This is a genomic window from Nostoc sp. NMS7 (genome assembly GCF_017115085.1).
Classification (GTDB): Bacteria; Cyanobacteriota; Cyanobacteriia; order Cyanobacteriales; family Nostocaceae; genus Nostoc.
The window spans coordinates 1-24,576 of sequence record NZ_JABXKJ010000117.1 but is presented as its reverse complement, the minus strand read 5'-3'; the positions used below and the strand labels follow the sequence as shown (position 1 = coordinate 24,576).

The window sequence follows — 24,576 nt, the reverse complement described above, 5'->3', positions numbered from 1 at the left end:
CTATCAGCTTGGCATTTTCTTGCTGCTGTGTGCGATTGCGGCTGTTAGCCAGTTTGAGCAAACAACAGACACCTGAGTTATCCTGTATCTTCAGGAAGTTTGCTTCTTTTCTATTTGGTAAGCCTGCAATAGATATTCACCAAAGCTGCATCCAGAAATTGATGCACTGTCTGGCGGCGAACTGTTTCCCGTGTGTTGGGTTTATAGGTTTTGCCATAATGTTGAGCCATAAAGTTCATCATCGGCGTAATTCCCATCAAAGGGGAAGTTGCTAATTGCCAAGAGTCTCTCGGTTTTAAGTCAAGCAACGCTAGAAGAATTAAAGCTGATCGTTCATTAAGCTGTGCTTGTGGAAAGCCCAATTGTTTCAAGATTTGCAGCGCTTCATCAATTCGAGATTTAGTTGCAATTGGATTATTCTCTGACAGATTTGACATACTCAGTAGCTGATTTTCGATAAGTTCATCAATTTCCCGCAAAGAAGGAAACTGCTCTTTAATCCCCGTCCCTAAAGACAATAGCTGTTGCAAATCAGGATACTTTAATTTTCGCAAATCTGTTGCATTCACCTGAGTATGCCCATTGAACAACCGAAAAAAAGCATCGACTAGAGTTGAATTGAGATAAACAGCAAGCCCACGAGCCAAGGTAATACTAAGTCCACGCCCATCTTTGTGAAAGTAATTTAAGTGATTTTCAAAGCCGACATAGGCATAATTAAATTGGTTGGCATCATAAACCACCGCAACAACACGCCTTTTCTCTTCTTTCGATGAAAATCTTTTGCATAAGACGTAATGCTCATTTGGTATTAGAAGATTTGCTGTTTCTTCTATATACACTATTAATTGGGGCTTTTTGGTTATTTTTGGGTACTCTACATATCCATTCGATAAATTCACCGGATAAATTAAAGGAACAGTATTGTTTTCTGAATTTGTCCTTAGATAATCTTTTGCTCGAAAATCTACTACCCGCCCGGTTGAAACTGTTAGCCCTAAATCTTTCAAAGTACAGGTGAAAAGAGCCATTCGCTGAACGATTTGCTGGCTAATCTTATCTGGAATAATATGAATAAACTGCTCTAGATCATCGGGGTGAACTAACTCTGTATATGGTAAAGAGTGTGACATGATCAAGTCATCATTAGCACCAGAACTTGTATTGATAATTATGCTGCTAGACTTTTCCCTTTGTTTTATAGCTTGGATGATGATAGTTTCCTGCAAAACATCATCGTCACTAAATGCTTCTTGCCGCGACTCAAAAAGATGTACTTGTTCTAAAGCCATCGTCTCTAAAAACATCTTGCGGAAGTCACGGAAATATGGCCCATTGCAAAAACTGCGCGGGGTAATCGCTACAAACTCCCCACTTGGTTTTAGAAGTTGCGCTGTAGCAGCCATAAAACCAGTATAAAGATTGCTAGTCTCCAAATCGATGGAACGCAGCAATTCGCGCACCTGGGAATGAGCATTGATTTTCAAATAAGGCGGGTTGAGAATAACATGGGTAAATTCTGTTGCGTAGTTTACTGCCGTAGGCATCGCACTATTCAATAAACTAACCTGAAGTAGCCTAACTGCATCTTCAATAAAATCAGTCTCACGAATTTCGTAATTGAAGGAAATACCCACATCTTCGCATTCCCTCTCACATAACTCTAGAGTCTGATGCAAATATCCAATTAGAAAAGGGTCAATTTCGTATGCTACAACGCGCAAACTTGACGTGTGTTTTCGCTGCTGGCATACTTTTGCTACAAAAGCGGCTAGTAATGAACCGATTCCGGCTCCAGCATCAAGCAAGGATATTTCCGGTAAATCCAGCCGATTAAACATCTCAGCCATCAATTGGGCTACTGAGGCGGGAGTCAGAAACTGACCCATCGACACTTTTTTATCTTGCCTTAGCTTTAAACTTACTACAGCCCGACGAAGATCGACTTCTGCAAGCAAGTTTCCACTTGATAGTTTTGCGAGGCTGGTAAACTCTAAACTACTGTTATGACTTGCTACTAATGCTTTACTGCTTGATGGGACGATCACGGTCTGTCTTCTTAATTGCGATCAAGTTTACAACAACTTTACGCCATCCTGATGCCTGAAGCAGTCCACGTTTGCGATCGCGTTGTGCAAAACTTAGTATACTTTTGGGTAAAAGCGTAGCGTTTTTAATCAGGACTTACGCAAAATTATCAAAAAACGTAGACACGGAGGGCTTGCCGCAGGCTACCGCATACTCCTACGGAGAAGCAAGCTAGTAAGAGCGTCTCCTTGGCGCAGCCTCTCGTAGAGAAGAGTTGGACGTAGAGGAATCGTTTATAAATTTTAATAGCGTTAAGCTAGAAGAAATCTATTTTAATATTAGTGATGCCTAATATTCAAGAACACGTAAACACTCTCATTACAAAATTTGTTCCGGGTTATAGATTTATTCGTTTACAAGAACTGACAATTGATAAAAATAATTCAATCCAAACAAAAATTAATAGTAAATCAATTAAAGTTCTCAGTTGGAATGTTGCTAAACAAAACTATAATAAAACATGGGTTAAGGATTTTTCAAAAATAATTGAAAATTATCAACCAAATCTCATATTTCTACAAGAATTTTCTCTAAGGCTAGAAGCAGATGAATGGTCAAAATGGCTGAAAATGAATTGGAATTTCGCTCCGAACTTTGTAGATATTCATCATCAAAGCTATTCGGGTATTTTCACAGCATCTACAATCAGTCCACTCACAAAAAAAGTTATAACTACTAAAGATTATGAGCCGATTGTTAGAACTCCTAAAATTTCGTTAATTACTGAATATCTGCTATCTGAACAAAGCACAACTCTCCTGACAATCAATAGTCATCTGATCAATTTTGTAGATTTAAATAAATTTAAAATACAACTAAAGGAATTAGAGCTAGCGTTATCTACACATCGTGGCCCATTAATATTCTCAGGAGATTTCAATACTTGGAGTCAAAAAAGAGCAGTAATCCTCAATCAAGTAATAACTAAATTGGGATTAACGCCAGTAATTTTTGCACCTCATGAGAAGGAAAAAATTAAACGCTTCTTGTTATCACCCCCTTTAGATCATATCTTTTATCGAAATCTCAGCGCGAAGAAAGCCAGTGCTAAGGTGCTAGACAAAATTTGTTCATCCGATCACAAGCCATTGCTGGCAGAATTTACTTATATTTAGGACTTACGCAAAACCACACGTCCTCTGGGGCAATTCATGAATTGCCCCTACCAGAAAATCACTCTTTTCGGGTATTGTTTGCGTAAGTCCTGATATCAATACTCAAAAAAACTAAGATGCTTGTAGATGGTGGTGTTCTAGCTATTTTTAGCACAGCTACAGTTGTTGTTCATGTCCTGGGAGTTGCACATGCAGCCCATGCAGTGATGAATGTGCGTTCTTCCCAAGGGGCAATTGCCTGGAGCATTTCTCTAATTACCTTCCCCTGGCTAGCGATTCCGTTGTATTGGATTTTAGGAAGAACTAAATTTCATGGATATGCTGAAACACTGCGCTCAGTCTATGCACAACACTACAAGCTTGTTCATCAGACTTATAGTGAAGTTATTAAATTTCAGGTTGCGCCACCAGATAAACTAGCCAAGTTGCAACCATTAGCGGAGGCTTTGACAGAAATTTCTTTCACATCAGGTAATGCTGCCGAATTACTGATTAATGGTCAGCAAACCTATGAAGCGATGCTGAAAAAGATTGCATCGGCGACAAATTATATTTTGTTGCAATCCTATACTGTTAACAATGACCAAGCAGGTAATGAGTTTAAAGAAGCGTTGATTGCTAAAGCCAAGGAAGGAAAAAACATCTACTTTCTCTACGATGAAATTGGTTCAAAGAAACTATCTCGTTCTTATATCGAGTCTCTAAGACAGCATGGAATTGCAGTGAGTGCATTTAACACCACCAAAGGCCAGGGTAATCGGTTCCAATTTAATTTTCGCAATCATCGGAAAATTCTGGTGGTGGATGGAGAAATAGCATTTGTAGGTGGACTGAATATTGGTGACGAATATTTAGGAAAAAATCCTCGCTTGAGTCCCTGGCGCGACACCCACATGATGCTCGAAGGCCCAACTGTACAAAGTTTACAAAACTCCTTTGTGCGAGATTGGTATTGGGCGACTCGAAAACTTCTCGAAGTAAATTGGCAGGTAAAAATTAATCGAGAAACTAATCAAACTGGATTCATTCTTCCTACAGGCCCAGCAGATCCGCTACCAGCTTGTAAGCTTTTTTTCGTGCAACTAATTAATCAAGCTCAAACTCACCTCTGGATTGCTAGTCCATACTTTGTACCGGATGAGGCAACATTGTCAGCCTTAAAACTGGCAGCAATGCGAGGTGTAGATGTGCGAATTATCTTACCAAATCGACCCGATCACTTATTTGTTTATTTATGTTCCTTCTCTTATTACACCGAAATGGAAACAATCGGTATCAGGTTGTATCGTTACAAAAATGGGTTTATGCACCAGAAAGTTATAGTCATTGATGAGAATATAGCAGGGATAGGAACTGTTAACTTAGATAATCGCTCTTTTTCCCTAAACTTTGAAGTTATGGGTTTTGTTACCGATCCTCGGTTTGTCCAAAGTGTGAAAAAAATGTTAGAGGATGATTTAGCTGTCTGTGTTGCTGTTAATCTTGATGAGTACGATAAAAAACCTTTTTGGTTCAAGTTAGCTGTGAGAGTCTCTCGATTGCTGACTCCTTTACTTTAATCACTAAGACAAGACTTACGCAACTGTCACAATTGCGTAATCCCATTTCTTTGTGAGGCTGCGCCAAACCCTTTTAACTTCTTTCTTTACTTTGCGTCCTTCTCCCAAGGCGAGACGCTAACGCGAACGCGGTTCGTTTTTCTTTCTTGTACTTAAATATGGTTTAGCGCATCTTCATACAGAATTAGTACTCAAAGAAGTCCTGCTGATTCATATAATCGTTTGAGCATTGCTGAAATCTTTGTACCATAATCCAAATCTGCTGACCACCGCCCTGATAGCTGATCAATTAATGTTGCAATCCCGCGTGTGACAAAGCGAAACCTGGGATCTACTACTTCTTGTACCAAAGGTTCTAAACTGGCGTAAGCTTTCAAATGTTGGATGTGCGCCCTCACTCCAATTCTGGCACTTGGAAAAGATGCAGCCTCGCAACCACCACCGATCGCACCTAAGCCAGCAAAGTTATTTTGCTCAGGTCTAATATCACCTCCAAACCGTAAAAATCCAGTTTCTATACACATTTGGCAAAAGGCAATATCATAGTTTACTCCCTCTATACCTGCTTCTTCTCGATAAAGTTTTGGAATGTCAGGAAACTTTACTAAAGCATTGTCATTATTGTTTTTGATGAATAATTGTAACTGTACTTCTGAAGTATTTCCGTTCGACATCACTCGGTCAAATTGACCAGGGCAAACCGTCAAATTCGAGCGCAAACTGACAGTACGATTTGTCGCATCCCAAGTAACTGCAACCTTAAAATCTCGCAGTTCGATCGCTTTGACATAAACTACTTTGTGATAGGTAATCCGATTGACATTAGCCGCTTTTGAAAGGTCAATTCGTAGAAGGTCTACTAAATCAATGGGGATGTAAGCATTCCCATTAACTAAAACCCCTTGCTCTGTGTAACTTTGCCCATTAATATTAATATTAATGGGCGGATAATTTGCTTCTGCCGGAGTTCCAGGAGTGGGGTCAATCACACGACTCCAAGTTACTAGTCCATCGACAATTCCCAAAGCAAAATCGCGGCGACGAGTTTGCAGCAAAGCCCGATCCTCTGGATTGCTGAGAAACCCCACTTGCATCACCAAAGCCGGAAGCGTTGTCTGGCGACAGAATGCTAAACTACCTAATCCACTATCTGTATCTGGCTTGACTCCCCGATTCGGTAATTGGGGTACGCGGCGCAACAACCCCATTAGCAACTGTTCAGCATTGCTCTTGCGCTCGCTATTATTAGCAATGTAGAAGACGCTAGCCCCACGCACAGAAGGGCTGTTAGCCGCATTAGATTCAATTTCTAGGGCGATATCACCCCGACGGCCACGGGAATTGATCCAGCTGATAGTTTGAGCGGCACTCAAGTCATCAGGAATCGCCAAAATTTCCAAATTCCGCGCTCTTAGTTCCGTGACAATCAAATCCCGCAGGAGAATCATTTCTTTAGCTTCAGTTGTACCACCGGCGATCGCACCTGCATCAATTCCTCTAGCTTCTTTGCCTCCATGAGCCGCCGATATAAAAATACGTCCCATTTTCAGTATTTCCTCTGTTAAAATTAAGTCTAAGCAATTCTATACATCATTCTTGCTCTAGCAACAAGAATATAATAGCGATCAGAAGTCTTTTGTCATTTGTCCTTTGGTATTTCTCCAAAGTTAATGCTCAGGTAGTGGGGAGATGAGGGAGATGAGGTAGCAGGGAAAGAAGAACTATTAATTATTGATCAATGCCCAATGCCCAATGCCCAATGCCCAATGCCCCATGCCCCATGCCCCATGCCCCATGCCCCATGCCCAATAATTAAATATGCAAATCCCCCGCTTACACCCAGACACAATTGAGGAAGTTAAACTACGGGCTGATATTGTAGATGTCGTCTCGGAATACGTAGTTTTACGCAAACGTGGGAAGGATTTTGTCGGTTTGTGCCCCTTCCATGATGAAAAATCTCCTAGCTTCACCGTCAGCCAAACCAAGCAAATGTACTATTGCTTCGGCTGTCAAGCTGCGGGAAATGCCATTAAGTTTGTGATGGAGTTGGGAAAGCGTTCTTTTCCTGATGTGGTGCTGGATTTAGCACGGCGTTACCAAGTACCTGTACAAACTCTCGAACCCGAACAACGCCAAGAATTACAGCGTCAACTATCTTTGCGTGAACAGTTGTATGAAGTTCTGGCTTCGTCAGCACAATTTTATCAACACGCCCTCAGACAATCCCAAGGGCAAAAGGCAATTCAATATTTGCAATCTAACCGCAAACTCAAAGAAGAAACTATACACCAATTTGGTTTAGGTTATGCCCCCGCAGGTTGGGAAACTCTCCATCGCTATTTAGTGGAAGATAAACATTACCCAGCGCAAATACTGGAAAAAGCGGGATTGATTAAGCCACGCAAGGAAGGAGGCGGTTATTATGATGTATTCCGCGATCGCTTAATGATTCCGATCCGTGATGTCCAAGGGCGCGTCATCGCCTTTGGTGGTAGAACTCTGACTGATGAACAGCCTAAATATCTGAATTCACCAGAAACCGAACTTTTTAGTAAAGGTAAAACATTATTTGCCCTTGATCAAGCCAAAGGTGGGATTTCTCAAGTTGATCAAGCGGTGGTGGTAGAGGGATATTTTGATGCGATCGCTCTCCATGCTGCTGGTATTAATAACGCCGTCGCCTCTCTCGGTACAGCCTTAAGCTTAGAACAAGTCCGGCTAATATTACGCTACACCGAATCGAAACAATTAGTACTCAACTTTGATGCTGATAAAGCCGGAACCAATGCCACCGAAAGAGCGATCGGTGAAATTGCCGAATTAGCGTATAAGGGCGAAGTCCAGTTAAAGATTCTCAATTTACCCGATGGCAAAGATGCTGATGAATATTTGTATAGCCACACTCCAGAAGATTATGGAGAACTGCTAAAAAATGCCCCACTTTGGATAGACTGGCAGATTCAGCAAATTATTCAAGACCGAGACTTAAAACAGGCTACCGATTTTCAGCAAGTAACTCAGCAATTAGTCAAGTTACTTAAAAATATAGCTAACAGCGATACACGAAATTATTACGTTTCTTATTGTGCAGAAATACTCAGTTTGGGAGATACCAGACTTCTACCCCTACGAGTCGAAAATCTGCTAACACAAATTGCGCCGGCTGCGACTACATACTCTAAGCCGGTGTCAGCGAAGAAAGCATGGGGAGATAGCAAAGTTTCAGACTCCCCACTTCCCACAGAACGCAGTCTTTTAGAACACGCAGAGGCGTTATTACTGCGAATTTACTTACATTGTCCTGAACAGCGTCAAGCGATTATTGACGAATTAGAGGAGCGAGATTTGCAATTTAGCCTTTCCCACCACCGATTTTTATGGCAACAGATTTTAGAAACACCTGTGGAACAGGTAGATTTAATTTCAACTCTGGAAAACATATATTTAGAATTATCAGAAGACTTGAGATTAGTGTCGCATCTGTTTCATTTGAACGAAAAATGGAAGAAAGAAATACTTCGGACTCTGCAAGTGGTTCAAGCTGCGATCGCTTGCATGGATTTGGTAATGCTGGAAAAACGTTCTCGTCACTTTTTGGAACTATGGCAAAACACTGATCCAGAAGCTGAACCAGAGCGTTATCAATCCTATTGTCAGGCTTTCTACGCCGTAAAAATCAAGCTTCAGAAAATAGACCGACAACGGTTATTTAGCATCACGGAGTTATTGTAGCTTCGCACTCACGTCCAACCTAATTCTTGATGTGTCGCAGAGGTATCATTGTAGGTTGGGTGGAGGCTTTGCGTAACCCAACATCCTGATAATCAGTTGGGTTGCGCTCCGCTCCACCCAACCTACGTCTAATGCACTTAACTATGCACCTTAACCGAGCAGTATTGCTAAGGAACGTGGATTAAATAAAATGCAAAATTTCATCGTGTATCTAGCTTCCCTCTCCAATATATCGGAGAGGGATTGAGGGTGAGGTAAGCCAGGGACATAAATTGTATGTTATTTAATTCTTATCCCTAAGAAAGAAGATTAGCGATCGCGTTTAGCAGAACGGCGCGATGTGGACGAACGACCACCAGGCTGATCGCCATTGGTGGCAGGTGGCGCTGGCTTACGTTTGGCGGAAGTCGGTGGTAATAGTTTAGCAGTACGAGCCGGACGCTTGTCACCTCCGGGTTGAGGTCTGTGTTGGCGTCCATTTGGGATTGGTTCGGGGTTGGTATCGGGGTTGAGCGCAAAGCCAGCGACCACTTCCTTCGGCAAACGCTGCTGGATCAGTTTTTCAATATCTGCTAATAGAGGGTATTCATCGATGCAGACCAGTGATACTGCTTCACCTGATGCACCAGCGCGACCAGTGCGACCAATGCGATGAACATAATCCTCCGGTACATTGGGCAGATCGAAGTTGACTACATGGGGCAGTTCGCTGATGTCAAGACCCCTAGCAGCAATGTCCGTCGCTACCAATACTTGTAAGCTGCCATTCTTGAACTTTGCCAGAGCGTTGGTACGCGCTGGCTGGCTCTTATTACCGTGGATTGCCAGTGCTTGAATGCGGTCTTCAGCCAACTGTTTAACCAAACGGTCAGCGCCATACTTAGTGCGAGTGAACACTAGCACTTGATACCAATTATCTCGCCGAATCAAGTGAGCTAGTAATTGGCGTTTTTTGTCACGGTCTACCTGATAAACTTTTTGTGCTATTGTGTCGGCGGTAACGTTGCGACGTGCCACCTCAATCATCGTCGGGTGATTAAGCAGTCCGGCGGCGAGGGTTTTAATTTTGTCCGAGAAAGTAGCGAAAAATAGTAAATTCTGTCGCTGTTTGGGCAGGAGTAAGAGAATGCGGCGGATATCATGAATAAAGCCCATGTCCAGCATTCGATCTGCTTCATCCAACACCAAAACCTCAATATGCGACAGCTTCAGCGTGCCCTGGTGTACGTGGTCTAGCAGTCGCCCTGGAGTAGCGACCAGAATATCCACTCGGCCTTTCAAACGCTGTTTTTGGAGATGAATACTGACTCCGCCGAATATCACCATCGAGTTTAGGTTCAAATACTTGCCGTACTCGCGCACGCTTTCTTCCACCTGTGCGGCGAGTTCACGAGTCGGGGTGAGAATCAGCGCCCGGATCGGCGGGTATCCATTAGACGTACCCTTGCTCTTGTCGGACGACAACCGATGCAGAAGCGGCAGGGTAAAACTAGCGGTCTTTCCAGTCCCAGTTTGTGCCCCAGCTAGCAAATCGCTACCCGACAATACAGCAGGGATTGCCTGCATCTGAATTGGCGTGGGTTCGGTGTACCCTCGCTCGGTAACGGCGCGGATAATTTCATTGGACAAGCCGAGAGTAGAAAAAGACATAAGACTCCAAAAATAACATCGGCCTGTCGCCAATGCTGGCGTTAGTCTTAGGCGGACGGATAATAAAATCATTGAAAGGCTGTTTCGGGGCAGTAGCGCCAAGACTCAGAGCGTGTGCCGCAATTTTGCATTCTAACAGATTGCAATCGATTGTGTCCTTAAAGTTGCTCTGATTCAGTGTTGTGTTAAATTAGCATTAGCATTACTTGCTTGCAAAGTAAAGTGTTGAACAAGTAGGAGAAATTCATTATCGCAATCCAAAAGCAACTGATTAATTCGCAAATCAAGTCACCTCACGTCTTCTTGATTGACCATGAGAATAACAATCGTGGTCTGATCGACACCAAGGAGGCCCTACAGCTAGCGGAAAGTTTAGAGCTTGACTTAGTTGTAGTCTCCGAAGGCAAAGACGCTCCAATCGCCAAGATTCTCAACTATGGCAAGCTTCAGTATCAAAAGAAAAAACGTCAGAGTCAGAGTGCTAGACCCACGGTAAAGGAAGTTCGGTTCGGGCTAAACGTGGGTGTGGCTGATTACAATTTACGTATTGAGAAAGCTGTTCAGTGGTTGAGTAAAGGCGATTCGGTGAAGTTTGCCATTCGTTTACGAGGTCGAGAACATCAATATCGTGACCAAGCTGGAGAACTACTAGACCGGATTGCAAACGATCTCAGTCAAGTAGGTAAAATCCAGTCGTTGGATAAACGCTCACTAATTGTTCAAGTTATTCCTGCCTAGTTAATCTAGCGATCGCCAGAGGATGCATTTGACCAAATAATTACTAATTCATAATTAAAGACACTGTACAGCAGCCCACACTAAATCAAAAATTTAGTGGTCAACAAGACAGTGGAGAGTAGTGAGCAACCACTGATAGCAAAGCGGTAGCGAGTCACCGAGCGTCTTGTAATTATTAATTATCAATTATGAATTATTTTGACCTTGGAACTAAACAAGCGCCAAGCGCCGATATATAACCAATCAATCGGCGCAATTAGTGATTAAATGTGTCAAGGCATCAATCAAGCGATCGCTTTCCATTGGTATAATATCCTTCCCATGCATCACGTCTTGAGTCACATGAAAATTAACTAATGTGCCTAAAAGAATCCTCGCTGTTGCCTCTGGGTCACTAATATTCAGTTCCGGGTGAGCAGCCAAGTATTGAGTGATCGTTTCTAGCATTGGTTTAATCATCGCCCGAACACAAATCTGAGTTAATTCTGGAAAACGACCAGATTCCCCAATTAGTACTCGCCAAAATGCAGAGTGTTCCTGGTCGTTATTCATCTGTTCTAATAATTTGGTTCCGAATTGGCGCAGTACGATTTTTGGTTCTCCCTCCATAGGTTCCATGCCAAAGAGAGAGTTAAACTTTTGATTTGCCAAGTTCTCTATCAGTACTTTAAAAAGTCCTTCTTTGTCTTGAAAGTGGCTGTAGACTGTCGCTTTAGAAACTCCGGCTGCTACTGCTACCCGATCCATACTTGTACCAGCATAGCCATTTTGGAGAAACTCCTGCATTGCCCCTTGCAGAATTTGCTCTACTTTGTCAACGGAATTATCTCGATCAACTTCGTCAGTTTTAATCCGTACCATTTATTAATTATCCTCTCTTATAAAGAATTTTAATCAGTTAATTGGCATTTAACTTAGACGAGAGTGGGGAGTGGGGGAGATGAGGGGGACAAGGGGGAGCAAAAAGAATAACCAATGTCCAATACTTCTCTACGAGAGGCTTCTCTTTCAGAGACGCTAACGCGAACGCCAACGACTTCTCTACGAGACGCTGTTCGCGTTCGCTCAGTATAAGTGCCCAATGCCCAACTTTACTTTTTACGCTTGACTAAACTACTCCGTTTAGTTTAGCATAAATTGAACTGAACAGTTTAGTACAAGTTGTGAATGGGAAAAGGTGAACACTATGGTATCGAACTGGAAATTAGAGGATTTAAAGTCTTCTCAAAATCTTTGGCGATCGCCCACAACACTAGCAATAATTGCATCTTTGGCAATAGGTGGAGCTAGTGTTTATACGGTGCTAAAGTTTCAGGCTACGGCTAATGAAAAGCAAGCAGCGCCAGTAGTTGTTCAACCAGTAGTAAAAACAGTTACAGCATTGGGACGCTTAGAACCAAATGGAGAAGTGGTAAAACTGTCTGCAACTTCTTCGACTGAGGGGAGTTTGCTTGAGAAACTATTGGTGAAAGAAGGCGATCGCGTCAAAGCTGGACAGGTAATAGCAATTATGGACAGTCGCGATCGCTTGCAAGCAAGTTTAGTTGAAGCCCAAAAACAAGTTCAAGTTGCCAAATCCAGCCTTGACAAGGTAAAATCGGGAGCAAAACAGGGAGAAATTGGAGCCAAGCAAGCTGCTGTATATCGTCTGCAAGTCGAACTAGAGGGAAATATCAAAACTCAACAAGCCACAATTGATCGTCTAGAAGCGGAATTGCAAGGACAACAACAGAGTTTACAAGCAACGGTGGCTCGCGTTGCAGCCCAAAAGCGAAACGCTGAAGTAGATGTGCAACGCTATGACGCTTTATACAAAGCAGGGGCAATTTCCAGTCAGGAAGCCGATCAAAAACGCTTGAGTGCAGAAACTTCTACTCAGCAGGTAATCGAAAACCAAGCCAACAAAACAAGAACTGTAGCGACTTTAGAACAGCAGATTAAGGAAGCCAAAGCTAACCGCAACCAAACTCTCGCTAGTTTGCAACAGCAGATTAACGAAGCCAAAGCCACCCTCAACCAAACGGCTGAAGTCCGTCCTACAGATGTTGCCAACGCCCAAGCAGAGGTAGATAGCGCTCAAGCTACTGTGCAAAAAATGCAAGCGCAACTTGATCAAGCATACGTCCGCGCACCGGAAGCAGGGCAAATTATGAAGATTAATACACGAGCCGGAGAAACCGTTTCTAATGACGGGATTGTGGAATTAGGTCGAACCGACCAGATGTATGCAGTTGCAGAAGTTTACCAAAGTGATGTTAACAAAGTGCGATCGGGGCAACGGGTCAAGGTAATTAGTGATTCCCTCCCCGGAGAATTACAGGGAACCGTCGATTGGCTGGGGATGCAGGTACAGCGACAAAATCTGATCAACAGTGATCCCTCCAGCAATATTGACGGCAGAGTAGTAGAAGTTCATGTGCGACTAAATCAGGCTTCTAGCATCAAAGCAGCCAAGTTTACCAATCTGCAAGTCAAGGCGGTAATTGAACTATGATTGGATTTATTCAACAACTGCGGCAGCGAACCCCCTTGGGATGGCTGCAACTAAGTCATCAAAAAAGCCGTCTTTTGGTGGCATTATCCGGCATTGCTTTCGCTGATGTTTTGATGTTCATGCAGCTAGGATTTCAGACCGCCTTATTTGAAAGTAATACTAAGCTTCATCATAGTATGCAGGCTGACATTTTCCTACTTAGTCCTCAAGCGCGTAACGTTTTAAATCTGTCCAACTTTACGCGGCGGCGACTGTATCAGGCAATGGATGTACAGGGGGTGAAGTCAGCAGAAGCAATGTATATCAACATTGTCGATTGGAAGAATCCTCAAACACACGAAAAGACATCTGTACTAGTTATCGGGATCAATCCTGAAAAGCAGGCGTTTGATTTGGCGGATGTGAACAGCCAGATAGATCAGGTGAAGCTACCAGATACCGTCCTGTTTGATCGCGCCTCCAGAGGAGATTATAAAGAAGCGATCGCTCAAGTTGCACAAGGGAAACCTGTGACGACTGAAATTGACCGCCGGACGATTACCATTAGCGGCTTATTTTCAATCGGGGCATCCTTTGGGGCTGATGGCAACCTAATTACCAGCGATCAGAATTTCTTGCGGCTATTTCCGAAGCGAGAAGCCAGCAGTGTTAGTTTAGGTATGGTTCAACTACAACCAGGCTATGATCCAAAACAGGTGAAAATAGCTTTAGAATCTCATTTAGATCATGATGTTAAAGTGTTTACGAAAGCAGAATTTATCGAATTTGAAATAAATTACTGGAAAACAAATACAGCCATCGGGTTTATCTTCAGCCTGGGTGTAGCAATGGGGTTTATGGTAGGCGTGATTATCGTCTATCAAGTTCTTTCTACAGATGTGAATTCTCATATCAAAGAATACGCCACATTCAAAGCAATGGGGTATAACAATCTCTATTTATTAGGTGTGGTATTTGAAGAGGCGATAATTTTGGCAGTGTTGGGCTTTATCCCAGGAGCGATCGCACCTTTAGGACTTTATTATTTAACTCGTAATGCCACCAATTTACCAGTTTACATGACCCTAGCACGAGCCTTGACAGTATTAACGCTGACTATGATTATGTGCATAATTTCTGGTGCGATCGCCACTCGCAAATTACAGTCCGCCGACCCCGCAGATATGTTTTAGAAAATGGGCACTTGTACTGAGCGAACGCGAACAGCGTCTCGTAGAGAAGCCGTTGGCGTAGCCTCTCGTAGAGAAGTATTGGGCACTTGTACTGAGCGAAGCCGTTGGCGCAGCCTCTCGTAGAGAAGTATTGGGCATAAAGATAATTATTCAATTCCTAATCTAAAATCCAAAATCTAAAATTAGTATGCTTCCTGTAATCTCTGTTAAAAATCTCAACCATTACTTCGGTCATGGTCAACTCCGCAAGCAAGTTTTGTTTGATATCAACCTGGATATTAACGCCGGCGAAATTATTATTATGACTGGGCCTTCTGGTTCTGGTAAAACTACACTTCTCACCTTATCAGGCGGCTTGCGTTCTGCTCAATCTGGCAGTTTACAGATATTGGGAGAAGAACTTTGTGGTGCTAATACAGCAAAACTTACCCAGGTGCGACGCAATAACGGTTATATTTTTCAAGCGCACAACTTGCACGCTAGCCTGACAGTACTCCAGAACGTCAGAATGGGCTTGGAAGTGCATAATAATATTTCGCCGACAGAAATGAAAACCCGGTCAGCCCAGATGTTAGAAGAGGTAGGATTAGGCGATCGCCTGAATTATTATCCTGATGATTTATCTGGGGGACAAAAACAAAGAGTTGCGATCGCTCGTGCTTTAGTTGGTCGTCCTAAAATTGTCTTAGCAGATGAACCCACCGCCGCCCTTGACAGTAAATCAGGACGAGATGTGGTCAACCTGATGCAAAAACTAGCTAAAGAACACGATTCTACCATTCTCTTGGTTACTCATGACAATCGCATTCTAGATATTGCCGATCGCATCGTCTACATGGAAGATGGCAAGTTAATAAATGACCGTGCTGTTGTTGCAAGCAGTTAGGAATCGGTGCAAGAATCCCACATTTTTAAGCATAGCAACTTAGTACAACACTTCATTAATATCATACCGAATTCTCTGCGTGGCTCTGCGCTTCCCTCAGCGCCCCTCTGCGTTTAAATTGAAATCGTCTGTGTAGTTTCACCAATGCCAATCTACCAACTCATCTGCTAGAGATTTGAAAGGTTTACTATTAATATAATAAATGCTTGCTAGAGTCTGGAGTGCATCAATTGTGGGCATCGATGCCGTCAAAGTAGGCGTAGAAGTCGATGTGTCAGGGGGATTACCGGGAATTGTTGTCTTAGGACTGCCAGATTCAGCGATTCAAGAATCAAGAGAAAGAGTCAAAGCAACGCTGAAGAATGCCGGTTTTGCCTTTCCCATGCGAAAAATTGTGATCAATTTAACTCCGGCAGATTTACGCAAAGAAGGACCCTGTTTCGATTTACCTATTAGTGTAGGAATTTTGGCGGCTTCTGAGCAAGTTAGCGCTGATTTGTTGGGAGATTATCTATTTTTGGGCGAAGTCTCTCTAGATGGCAGTTTGCGTCCGGTGGCTGGTGTCTTGCCGATCGCAGCAGCTGCCCAAAAGATGGGAATTGCAGGTTTAGTTATCCCTGCTGATAATGCCCAAGAAGCCGCAGTGGTTGAAGGCTTGGCTGTTTACGGCTGCAAACATCTGTCTGATGTGGTGGATTTTTTAAATAATCCGGGGCGTTACAAACCTGTGGAGATGCATGTCACAAGGGAGATAGCAACATTATCCTACCCTGGTGCAGATTTGCATGATGTCAAAGGACAAGCTCATGCGCGTCGGGCTTTGGAAATTGCTGCTGCTGGTGGGCATAATTTAATTTTCGTCGGGCCGCCTGGGAGTGGAAAAACCATGTTAGCACGGCGTTTACCAGGAATTTTACCGCCCCTGAGTTTTGCCGAATCTTTAGAAGTGACTCGCATCCATTCGGTGGCTGGTTTATTGAAAAATCGCGGTTCGTTGGTACGCGATCGCCCTTTTCGCAGTCCCCATCACTCGGCATCCGGGCCTTCTCTTGTAGGTGGCGGTAGTTTCCCTCGTCCTGGGGAAATATCATTATCTCACAGAGGAGTACTTTTTTTGTTTTATATACATTAACTATCTATTCAAAAAAACAACAACAACAATACCACTAATCGTGTAAACTCATTTTTAAGTAAGTTATTCACGCTATTCACACTATTCATGGTGGCTAAAGTTCTTGAGTCAGTACAATGCTTACCGGACGGTAAAGAATTAGTTCGGTGGCATCTGGTGGATGATAATTATCAGGTTATTAAGCCTGTTGAGCGGTTTCTGCGGTTTAAGCAATTAGGCGGTTCTGCTGTCGGAACAATTAAGAGATACGCAGAGAAGCTCAAAGATTTCTGGAAATATCTAGACATAAAAATGCTTAACTGGCAAGACTTTAATCAAGAGAAAATGGCTGAGTTCGGCTACTGGTATTTAACTGGTGGGCTGCTGCTTGAGGAAAAGTTTGCCTCTCCTAACTCAGAAGATATCTTATCTCCACGTAACGAATCTACAGCGAACCTGGCATTGACTGCTGTGGTGCAATTCTATGATTTTCACTAATTTATATTTAATAGATATTACAGCCATTAAAGTGATATATCTTTTGAAATTTGGTGATATATCCAAATCACCTTTACACTACACGCATAAGACACGCATAAACTAAACTTATATATAGCAAGCACTTCAGATTTATCACTTTCAGAAATAATGATCAAAACCCTACTGCATTTACATCATTCGCTATTTTTAGTTCACACGTACCACATACGCCCAAACTATAAGCCCTCACAGCAAAGGTTAACAGTCGTGGCATAATTAGCCTATTCTTCCTACTTCTTCAAAGAGGTTGATTATGGCAACATTATTTAAGTGGCATTGGCAACTATCCTATGTACCAAACGATTCGTCAGGTTATACAAAGCGACAGCACTTTTACCTTCACCTTCCAATGTCCCAAGCGTGATCTGACCGAATAAATTTAATAGCTTACGCTATACAGACTCGTATTTGATTTTTGAAAAACAAAGGTGCTTGGAAGCTTGCCATACAAAGGTTTCTTGCTGACTATACTTAGCAAAATTTAAGTAAGATTCTTATATCAATAGCATATTAACATAACTTCATATTTTCCCTAGCCATCGACTATTAATCTTTCAGACCTCTAAAGCCTTTATTTACAATCCTTTCAATAAATTATCCAACTTTTATTTCTTCTACATAGGTAAAACCACAAGTACTGAAAATAGTCAAGGTAACAATGCTTTAATTCCTGTTGACAGGAAATACATTGTTAAAGTAGGTAATGATTTATCTAGAATCTTTAAAGATTCATATCTGAGAGGATTTAAAGTATTGGAAATTATAGACAGGGGAGATAATTCAGTAGTCAAATTTGCAGATAAAGAACAAACTGAATTGACTAAATATCAGCCTATTGTATTTACGAGTGAAAAGGGACAAACACCTGAAAAAGTCCAGACCATTCAAAGTCTTCAAGATACTTACCCTGTCTTTAACTTGATTGACCGTGCTGCTAAAGAAACTAAACTGACTCGTGCTACACTTAATCGGATTTTTCAGGGAATGTCAGAAGATAGAATAAAAATCTTATTTAGAAACCCAGAAGGTTTCGCTAGTACCTTTATTGCAAAAATTAAAGAGGTAGCTACTTATCATGTAGTTAGCAACATTGAATTTACTCTTGATATAGGTCAACTACCTCTTCAAATAAACGAACTATTTCCACTAGAAAAGAAAATTGCTCAAAAAGAGTTAATTGATGCTGGAGAAAGAGGATTATATGACAAAGTACAGATTGATTCTAATGTAGAGCGAGATTTCGTTCAATACCGACTTTTAGAAGATCAAAAAGTTGTCTTGTACTTTAAGTTTCCTCCGTTGCTGAAAGTAAACTTTCCTAAAGTTATTGGTAATTACAATCCAGACTGGGGAATTATTCGTAGAGGAGATAATGGCAATCATATTTTACAGCTTGTTCGAGAGACTAAAGGTCAAACAGATATTGAAAAGCTCCAGTATGTTCGGGAGACTCTTAAAACTAAATGTGCAACAAAGCATTTTAGAGCGGTCGGAATTGATTATCGAGTCATTGATGATAAGGTTATAAATTGGTGGTTAAGTGAAGTTGACATAAATCAAACGCAATTACTTTAATAAAAATTACAGTTATAGAATAATTAATTATACTTGCTGTTACAGCTACCAATAACCAAGTTGTTGCTTGGAAGTTTATTGAAGCTGATTCATGTGGATATTCTTCAACTGTATGGCTTTGCAACCGCGTAGTATTTAAACTTTTGCTACATCTGAGGATTGTCCAGCTAGGGTTTAACGATCGCAGCTTTTTATCAATCCTGTATTTTTGAGTCTTCCACTTGAATTTTTGAGCAATTTATGTTTTAAGGATGGCGAGTCCCATTGGCGTAGCATTTTTTGCTAATACTTAGCTTGGTATAAACAAAGCCATCGGGTAATGCCAATTACAGTTTGGTCAAAATTGCGTGTCTTATTTGAATGTAAGAGAAATGTACAGAAAAAAGGCATGATTTATCGTTTATATGAATGCTGTACACCTACAAAGCTTATTTTGCAAGGGTTATAAGAAATAACTATATAAAACCATCCGATGAACTTACAGAATTTAAACGAGATGTGCTGGAATTCCTACGTCAACCTTTGGAAGATGGCTACGTGACAATTTCCCGCACCAAACTATCAGTAACGTTTCCCGCACAGTTTACTTTGGTGGCGAGTACTAATCCTTGTCCTTGCGGCTACTATGGCGATACCATCCAACAATGTACTTGTTCTCCACGGCAACGCGAGCAATATTGGGCAAAACTTTCTGGGCCGTTGATGGATCGGATTGATTTACAAGTTGCGGTGAATCGCTTAAAACCAGAAGAAATTACCCAACAGCCTACCGGAGAAGCATCAACATCAGTACGGGAACGGGTGCAACAAGCAAGCGATCGCGCAATTACCCGCTTCCAAGAAGAACCAAGTCTGCGTTGCAATGCCCACATGCAAAGTCGCCATCTCCAAAAATGGTGCAAGTTAGATGATCCTAGTCGCAATTTATTAGAAGTAGCAATTAGAAAATTAGGTTTATCGGCAAGAGCAAGCGATCGCATTCTCAAAGTAGCACGAACTATTGCAGATTTAGCAGGAGACGATGAGCTAAAAACCAATCATATGGCGGAAGCGATTCAGTATCGCACAATCGATAGAATGCAGTGATCAGGTAACGCACCATGCAGATTTTTAGTACGCTAGCGGTAGCGTAGCGCACTAACTCCAAACTCCTGTACAGACGCGATTAATCATGTCTCTCCAAACTCCTGTACAGACGCGATTAATCGCCTCTCTCCAAACTCCTAACTACTTCTTCACCACTTGCAGACGCTGAGTTATCATCGTCATCCCATTACCCCGCAGAATGACAGCAGAAATCCATTGGCTACCAGGGATAGATGGTGCTTGTCCAACTTTAAATAGTCCGCCAGATGTCAGTAATTCCAAATCCACCGATGTGGGGTTGATAAATTTATCTGGTTGGATAGATTCCTCTAGCGCCGATCCTAGTAGAAAATCATCACCAAGTGGCTCTTTGACGATTGCATCAAAATTATACTTCTGACCAACTTGCACCTGCTGCGGTAATTTAATCTCAATTTGGGGTGGTTTGCTGCCAGAGGTAAGTAGGGTGCGTTCTGACAAAATATCTTGGCGGACGATTTTCCCGCCTGCAATGCGCTGACGCGATTTAATCGTGGCATCAAGAGTCAAATTATTAGCGCTACTGGAGGGTAAGCCAGTTATCTTAGTTTCCGTTTCGGCAATAATCCCATTGCCTTCAGGTTTTGAAGATAGCAGTTTCGTACTGTATTGCAATTTGGGATATCGTTGCCAAAGTGAAATCAAAGACTTTTCCATAGTTTGTCGGGTTAATCCATCCCCATGAGTGAAATTGGGGCTGTAGAATTGCAACACCCCTTTGACATCGCCCCGGCTGGCGGCGGCATCAACTTGTGTCAACAGGTTTTTCAGTTCGGCTGGTGCATTTTGGGCTGTAGTGGCTTGGACTAATTGCTGTGGTGTCGTCGCTTGAATGGGTTGCCAACCACTTGTTAAACCAAGTGTCAGCAGGAAGGAAACCAACCCGATACTTGCTGGAAATCTCAGTTGGCGTTTCACTAAGGCGGTAATAATGTTAGTCATTGGTAAGAATTTACTGATTTGATTAGAGAAAGTAAGGAAATTGTTTTATCTTAGTTAAGCTAGGCGCTAAACGATAAAGGTTTGATGGCAAACGCACCGATACGATTATTAATCGCTGCCAGTGGGACTGGTGGACATTTGTTTCCAGCGATCGCACTGGCAGAGAAACTCCCAGATTATCAAATAGAATGGCTGGGAGTACCCAATCGGTTAGAAACTCAACTTGTCCCCAAACAGTATCCCTTGAATACTATTGCAGTTGAGGGGTTTCAGCAAGGGTTTGGACTATCCTCGATTCGCGTCTTGGGTAAACTCGCCCTTTCGATTCTGGAAGTCAGACGAATTCTCAAACAGGGAAATTTTCAAGGGGTGTTTACCACAGGGGGTTACATTGCCGGGCCTGCCGTCATTGCGGCGCGTTCCCTCGGCTTCCCTGTGGTTTTTCACGAATCTAACGCTTTACCAGGTAAAGTAACTCGCTTTTTTGGCCCTTGGTGTAATGCGGTAGCCTTGGGATTTGAAGTAGCTGCTAAGTATTTACCCCGTGCTACAAATGTCTACGTTGGCACTCCCGTTAGATCGCAATTTCTCGATGGGGCAATTAATGCACCTCTGGATTTAGCCATTCCTGATGGTGTTCCCTTAATTGTTGTTTTTGGCGGTAGCCAAGGTGCAGTTGCGGTTAATAAATTGGTGCGCGAATCTGCCCAGGCTTGGTTTGATGCTGGTATATATGTAGTACATTTGACTGGCGATCGCGATCCAGAAGCAGATACTCTCAAACATCCACAGTACATAGCCTTACCTTTTTACAATAATATGGCGGCGTTGTTGAAACGGGCAACTCTTGCTATTAGTCGTTCTGGCGCAGGTAGCTTGACAGAATTGGCAGTCTGTGGAACACCAGCGATTTTGATTCCTTACCCCTTTGCCGCAGAAGACCATCAATCTTACAATGCAGACGTATTTACTTCATCGGGTGCGGCGTTAACGTTGAAGCAATCAGAGTTGACGACACAAGGATTGCAAAGTATTGTGTTGAATTTGTTGCAGTCACCGCCAGAATTAGCAAAGATGGCAGAAAAAGCTCATGCGATCGCAGTTCCCGATAGTGCCGAAAAGTTGGCGCAATTAGTGCGTGAGGTGATCGAAACTTAAACAATTCAAAACTCAAAATTGTACCCTTACAGGGCAAGCTACGCGCAGCGTTACGGAGTGAAGATATAGTGTTTCGTAATGATATAAGGTACATCATAGTCCTCTCTCGAAGAGCGGGGAGGGGGTTGGGGGTGGGGTTCTTGTATTTCACAAGGGCTTGAGAACCGCTATAGTAAGAGACAATAAAAATTTATTTTCCAAGTTATGAATATCTTGTTTAAGCAAAAATTCCGCATTACAGTAGGTTGTACTGGTTTATTACTTGTCAGTTTAGCTAGTAGCCATCTATATAGTCAGTCAAAAACTAAACAGCTAGCTCAAAAATATCAGTCCTTTACTCAGCAAGAAAATTTTGCCCCACTTCAATCACAGATTTCCCTGACATCAACATTTCAAAATCTTTTTGTCGCTCAAAAAATATCTGATCAGATAATCGGGAAACAAACCGCTTTTTCATTTCGGCATAATTTCTTAGCAGCATCATCATCTTATCCAGTTGTCGATGAGTTCAAAAAATATAAATTTAGCATTAACGGCAGCCAGATTTTTACTCCAGTCAAACTACCAAGTAGTAAGGTTAACTTCAATCAAGGAGATTTATTAAGCGTTCTCGTCAATACTAGAAAATATTTTCAAGATTACTCTTCAGAAGACCCAGATATTCGGCGTACAGCAATACTTGCCACTCAAGGAGTTACTCTGCCAGATGTTCTCAAAACTTTGGATTTTATGATTGCTGTCTTAAAGGAGGATGTTGCTAATAATCGAGCAACTCGTTTACAAGATCCTAAATTTATCAATAGCAATTTTCGAGTTATTAAATGGTCTGCCTACAACCCAAAGAATAAACAGCAAAAACAATTACGAATCACCAAATATGCTGTCTTTACTCACCCCGGTTCTCGCAAGAAAACCTCTACTTTTAATATACCAATTTATAGCTTAAAAGAAAACTCTAATAACGATAATTTTTACACTCGATACACAAAGCAAGATGTTTTGTCGGGTATTTATGAACCAGGTGGGAGAGAATCTGGAAAAGTTACAACTCTCGCTTATCTAACCAGGAATGGGTTAGAAGAAGCAATTATGGAAGGAACAATACTAATTAATTTTACGGATGGTTATCAGGCATTTTTTAATGTTGATAGAAATAATGGAATGTCTTATATTCGCGGATTGAAGGCAACAGCCCAAAAGCGTTATTGGTATTTTCGAGAAGTTGATGCTATTAAAGGCTATGGATACAAAATAGATGCAAAAATTTCTATCAAACCCGGAGTCACTTTTGCTGGAGATGTTTTGAATATCGGTTTAGGTAAAGTGATTGTGATTGAACATACTCAGGGTGGTCGCAAACATCTGCAAATGGGAGTCATCGCCGATACAGGCGGAGCATTTTTACCTAATCTTTATCAACTTGATTTTTTGGCAGGTATTTTTAAGAATAAAAAAGAATTCGGGCAGCAGATCACGCAATTGCCAGACTATGCTACAGCATATTTTTTAGTAAAGAAGTAAGGCATTAATTTGATTGATTTCAAAATATCTATGCACGGGTCAACAGTTCTAGGTTATGACCATTGGGGTCATAGAAATAGAAGCCACGACCTTCGTTCCAGTTGTTAATTTGTCCTTTATTGTGATGCATGGGGTCGCTACTGTATTCAATACCCGCTTCTTTGACGCGTGCAAAAATTGCATCAAATTCCTCGTCACTGACATGGAAGGCATAATGATGCTGCTCGAAGGCTTCAGCGTCGGCGAAGTCGAGCGTCAGTGCATCATTTATATGTACAGCAGCGAAGTAGCCAATGGGAAGCTCTACCTCTAGACCAAAAATTTTTGCAAAGAACCTCGCCGATGCTTCTTTGTCATGTCCGGGCACTATGGTGTGATTTAAAGTAATTGTCATGTCACACCTCCCCTCCTAATTTGGGTAGTAATTCATCTCAACGTTCCTTTCTATTTTATCTTTTCAGCGCTAACACCAGAGCAAACATATCGGAATCCGGTTTGATTTTTGAACAAAATTAACTATTTGTAGCGACTGTCTTGATTGTCAAGTGCGATCGCCTGATGTTGGCGACTGTTTTAAAAGTCAAGCGTTCGCTTTGTTTGTCGAGATTTATGAAGGCGATGCCTACGGCGGGCTACGCCTACGCATCTGTATACTTGATCGCGGTGCGACAAAGTTAAGAGTACCTGAATACGATATTTGAGTACCTGAATACGATATTTGAGTACCTGAATACGATATTTGAGTACCTAAACACGATATTTGAGTACCTGAACACGATATTTGAGTACCTGAACACGATATTTGAGTACCTGAATACGATATTTGAGGTATCTGTTTTAACGGGATGTTGAAAGCGATCGCTCAGACATCGAGATCAAAAGTGCGATGCAATCGATATTGTAGGGTACGTTATTGGCGGGAGTACGGCATCAAATCCTTAAGAATGATGCCGTACTCTCAGCGATGACCATAAATAAGCAAAACTAATAACTTGCATCAGCTTTACTGAAGTAATAAAACTTGATTAAAAATTGTAAAGCAGTGTAAAGTACATTCACAGGCAAAAACAAAACCGCCTGATTCATAAATAACTAACCGCACTTATAAAACCATGACAACAACCTTACAACGTCGCGAAAGCGCCAACGTATGGGATCGGTTCTGCG

The 24,576-nt window shown here is 42.0% G+C and carries 19 protein-coding genes and 2 pseudogenes; 14 read left to right on the top strand and 7 right to left on the bottom strand.

Going from position 1 to position 24,576, the window contains the following annotated elements:
- Nucleotides 1-110: 110 nt before the first annotated feature.
- On the bottom strand, nt 111-2,048 hold the full coding sequence (locus HWQ38_RS12170; RefSeq protein WP_292793652.1) for an Eco57I restriction-modification methylase domain-containing protein: 1,938 nt from the start codon (nt 2,046-2,048) through the stop codon (nt 111-113).
- A 324-nt stretch (nt 2,049-2,372) separates the two neighbouring features.
- Between HWQ38_RS12170 and HWQ38_RS12165 the strand changes: the two genes are divergently transcribed.
- Nucleotides 2,373-3,203 (top strand): endonuclease/exonuclease/phosphatase family protein, encoded by an 831-nt coding sequence (locus HWQ38_RS12165; protein ID WP_292793651.1) that lies wholly within the window; start codon nt 2,373-2,375, stop codon nt 3,201-3,203.
- Nucleotides 3,204-3,319: 116 nt separating this feature from the next.
- A complete protein-coding gene (gene cls / locus HWQ38_RS12160; RefSeq protein ID WP_292793648.1) occupies nt 3,320-4,762 on the top strand; it encodes a cardiolipin synthase in 1,443 nt (480 codons plus the stop codon).
- 191 nt (nt 4,763-4,953) lie between these two features.
- Here the strand turns inward: cls and HWQ38_RS12155 are convergent, their stop codons facing one another.
- Complete coding sequence (locus tag HWQ38_RS12155) at nt 4,954-6,306, bottom strand: N-acetylmuramoyl-L-alanine amidase (RefSeq protein ID WP_292793646.1); 1,353 nt, start codon at nt 6,304-6,306, stop codon at nt 4,954-4,956.
- A 274-nt stretch (nt 6,307-6,580) separates the two neighbouring features.
- Between HWQ38_RS12155 and dnaG the strand changes: the two genes are divergently transcribed.
- Nucleotides 6,581-8,497 carry a DNA primase gene (dnaG, locus tag HWQ38_RS12150; protein WP_292793644.1) on the top strand — a complete coding sequence of 639 codons (1,917 nt, stop codon included), beginning with the start codon at nt 6,581-6,583 and terminating at the stop codon, nt 8,495-8,497.
- Between the two features lie 309 nt (nt 8,498-8,806).
- On the opposite strand, the gene HWQ38_RS12145 is transcribed toward dnaG, so the two are convergent.
- On the bottom strand, nt 8,807-10,147 hold the full coding sequence (locus HWQ38_RS12145; RefSeq protein ID WP_292793642.1) for a DEAD/DEAH box helicase: 1,341 nt from the start codon (nt 10,145-10,147) through the stop codon (nt 8,807-8,809).
- Nucleotides 10,148-10,393: 246 nt separating this feature from the next.
- On the opposite strand from HWQ38_RS12145, the gene infC reads away from it, so the two are divergent.
- Nucleotides 10,394-10,885 carry a translation initiation factor IF-3 gene (gene infC, locus HWQ38_RS12140; RefSeq protein ID WP_292830779.1) on the top strand — a complete coding sequence of 164 codons (492 nt, stop codon included), beginning with the start codon at nt 10,394-10,396 and terminating at the stop codon, nt 10,883-10,885.
- A 243-nt stretch (nt 10,886-11,128) separates the two neighbouring features.
- Here the strand turns inward: infC and HWQ38_RS12135 are convergent, their stop codons facing one another.
- Nucleotides 11,129-11,746 carry a TetR/AcrR family transcriptional regulator gene (locus HWQ38_RS12135; RefSeq protein WP_292793639.1) on the bottom strand — a complete coding sequence of 206 codons (618 nt, stop codon included), beginning with the start codon at nt 11,744-11,746 and terminating at the stop codon, nt 11,129-11,131.
- A gap of 325 nt (nt 11,747-12,071) precedes the next feature.
- Here HWQ38_RS12135 and HWQ38_RS12130 point away from each other — a divergent pair, with 325 nt between their 5' ends.
- Complete coding sequence (locus HWQ38_RS12130) at nt 12,072-13,379, top strand: ABC exporter membrane fusion protein (protein ID WP_292793637.1); 1,308 nt, start codon at nt 12,072-12,074, stop codon at nt 13,377-13,379.
- The gene (gene devC / locus HWQ38_RS12125) at nt 13,376-14,551 is read left to right on the top strand and encodes an ABC transporter permease DevC (protein ID WP_292793634.1); all 1,176 of its coding nucleotides are present in this window, start codon (nt 13,376-13,378) and stop codon (nt 14,549-14,551) included. Before HWQ38_RS12130 ends, devC begins: the two co-directional genes overlap by 4 nt.
- On the opposite strand, the gene HWQ38_RS12120 is transcribed toward devC, so the two are convergent.
- Complete coding sequence (locus HWQ38_RS12120) at nt 14,519-14,689, bottom strand: hypothetical protein (RefSeq protein WP_292793632.1); 171 nt, start codon at nt 14,687-14,689, stop codon at nt 14,519-14,521. The two genes, devC and HWQ38_RS12120, sit on opposite strands and share 33 nt — an antisense overlap.
- 49 nt (nt 14,690-14,738) lie before the next feature.
- Here HWQ38_RS12120 and HWQ38_RS12115 point away from each other — a divergent pair, with 49 nt between their 5' ends.
- The 5 genes and pseudogenes from HWQ38_RS12115 to HWQ38_RS12095 form a co-directional block, all read left to right on the top strand.
- On the top strand, nt 14,739-15,437 hold the full coding sequence (locus HWQ38_RS12115) for a DevA family ABC transporter ATP-binding protein (protein WP_292793630.1): 699 nt from the start codon (nt 14,739-14,741) through the stop codon (nt 15,435-15,437).
- Nucleotides 15,438-15,639: 202 nt separating this feature from the next.
- Nucleotides 15,640-16,554, top strand: a pseudogene (locus HWQ38_RS12110) (YifB family Mg chelatase-like AAA ATPase); the annotation flags it as partial.
- 102 nt (nt 16,555-16,656) lie between these two features.
- Complete coding sequence (locus HWQ38_RS12105) at nt 16,657-17,046, top strand: hypothetical protein (RefSeq protein WP_292793627.1); 390 nt, start codon at nt 16,657-16,659, stop codon at nt 17,044-17,046.
- A 795-nt stretch (nt 17,047-17,841) separates the two neighbouring features.
- Nucleotides 17,842-18,663 (top strand): hypothetical protein, encoded by an 822-nt coding sequence (locus HWQ38_RS12100; protein WP_292793624.1) that lies wholly within the window; start codon nt 17,842-17,844, stop codon nt 18,661-18,663.
- A 471-nt stretch (nt 18,664-19,134) separates the two neighbouring features.
- Nucleotides 19,135-19,749, top strand: a pseudogene (locus HWQ38_RS12095) (ATP-binding protein); the annotation flags it as partial.
- A 141-nt stretch (nt 19,750-19,890) separates the two neighbouring features.
- On the opposite strand, the gene HWQ38_RS12090 reads toward HWQ38_RS12095, so the two are convergent.
- Nucleotides 19,891-20,730: a nuclear transport factor 2 family protein gene (locus HWQ38_RS12090; RefSeq protein WP_292793621.1), complete on the bottom strand. Its 840-nt coding sequence runs from the start codon at nt 20,728-20,730 to the stop codon at nt 19,891-19,893.
- Nucleotides 20,731-20,814: 84 nt separating this feature from the next.
- On the opposite strand from HWQ38_RS12090, the gene murG reads away from it, so the two are divergent.
- Both murG and HWQ38_RS12080 read left to right on the top strand, forming a co-directional pair.
- Nucleotides 20,815-21,888 carry an undecaprenyldiphospho-muramoylpentapeptide beta-N-acetylglucosaminyltransferase gene (gene murG, locus HWQ38_RS12085; protein WP_292793618.1) on the top strand — a complete coding sequence of 358 codons (1,074 nt, stop codon included), beginning with the start codon at nt 20,815-20,817 and terminating at the stop codon, nt 21,886-21,888.
- A gap of 204 nt (nt 21,889-22,092) precedes the next feature.
- The gene (locus HWQ38_RS12080; protein WP_292793615.1) at nt 22,093-23,409 is read left to right on the top strand and encodes a hypothetical protein; all 1,317 of its coding nucleotides are present in this window, start codon (nt 22,093-22,095) and stop codon (nt 23,407-23,409) included.
- A 28-nt stretch (nt 23,410-23,437) separates the two neighbouring features.
- Here the strand turns inward: HWQ38_RS12080 and HWQ38_RS12075 are convergent, their stop codons facing one another.
- Complete coding sequence (locus HWQ38_RS12075; RefSeq protein ID WP_292793613.1) at nt 23,438-23,803, bottom strand: VOC family protein; 366 nt, start codon at nt 23,801-23,803, stop codon at nt 23,438-23,440.
- Nucleotides 23,804-23,954: 151 nt separating this feature from the next.
- On the opposite strand from HWQ38_RS12075, the gene HWQ38_RS12070 reads away from it, so the two are divergent.
- Nucleotides 23,955-24,110 carry a hypothetical protein gene (locus HWQ38_RS12070; protein WP_292793610.1) on the top strand — a complete coding sequence of 52 codons (156 nt, stop codon included), beginning with the start codon at nt 23,955-23,957 and terminating at the stop codon, nt 24,108-24,110.
- The last annotated feature ends 466 nt before the right edge of the window (nt 24,111-24,576 follow it).

What these genes read in the sequence shown, in the direction of transcription:
- HWQ38_RS12135 (WP_292793639.1), bottom strand. Translation starts at nt 11,746, where the DNA reads ATGGTACGGATTAAAACTGACGAAGTTGATCGAGATAATTCCGTTGAC.
- HWQ38_RS12080 (WP_292793615.1), top strand. Translation starts at nt 22,093, where the DNA reads ATGAATATCTTGTTTAAGCAAAAATTCCGCATTACAGTAGGTTGTACT.
- HWQ38_RS12115 (WP_292793630.1), top strand. Translation starts at nt 14,739, where the DNA reads ATGCTTCCTGTAATCTCTGTTAAAAATCTCAACCATTACTTCGGTCAT.
- HWQ38_RS12155 (WP_292793646.1), bottom strand. Translation starts at nt 6,306, where the DNA reads ATGGGACGTATTTTTATATCGGCGGCTCATGGAGGCAAAGAAGCTAGA.
- HWQ38_RS12120 (WP_292793632.1), bottom strand. Translation starts at nt 14,689, where the DNA reads ATGCCCAATACTTCTCTACGAGAGGCTGCGCCAACGGCTTCGCTCAGT.
- HWQ38_RS12075 (WP_292793613.1), bottom strand. Translation starts at nt 23,803, where the DNA reads ATGACAATTACTTTAAATCACACCATAGTGCCCGGACATGACAAAGAA.
- HWQ38_RS12130 (WP_292793637.1), top strand. Translation starts at nt 12,072, where the DNA reads ATGGTATCGAACTGGAAATTAGAGGATTTAAAGTCTTCTCAAAATCTT.
- cls (WP_292793648.1), top strand. Translation starts at nt 3,320, where the DNA reads ATGCTTGTAGATGGTGGTGTTCTAGCTATTTTTAGCACAGCTACAGTT.
- HWQ38_RS12105 (WP_292793627.1), top strand. Translation starts at nt 16,657, where the DNA reads ATGGTGGCTAAAGTTCTTGAGTCAGTACAATGCTTACCGGACGGTAAA.
- devC (WP_292793634.1), top strand. Translation starts at nt 13,376, where the DNA reads ATGATTGGATTTATTCAACAACTGCGGCAGCGAACCCCCTTGGGATGG.
- murG (WP_292793618.1), top strand. Translation starts at nt 20,815, where the DNA reads ATGGCAAACGCACCGATACGATTATTAATCGCTGCCAGTGGGACTGGT.
- HWQ38_RS12090 (WP_292793621.1), bottom strand. Translation starts at nt 20,730, where the DNA reads ATGACTAACATTATTACCGCCTTAGTGAAACGCCAACTGAGATTTCCA.
- HWQ38_RS12165 (WP_292793651.1), top strand. Translation starts at nt 2,373, where the DNA reads ATGCCTAATATTCAAGAACACGTAAACACTCTCATTACAAAATTTGTT.
- dnaG (WP_292793644.1), top strand. Translation starts at nt 6,581, where the DNA reads ATGCAAATCCCCCGCTTACACCCAGACACAATTGAGGAAGTTAAACTA.
- HWQ38_RS12145 (WP_292793642.1), bottom strand. Translation starts at nt 10,147, where the DNA reads ATGTCTTTTTCTACTCTCGGCTTGTCCAATGAAATTATCCGCGCCGTT.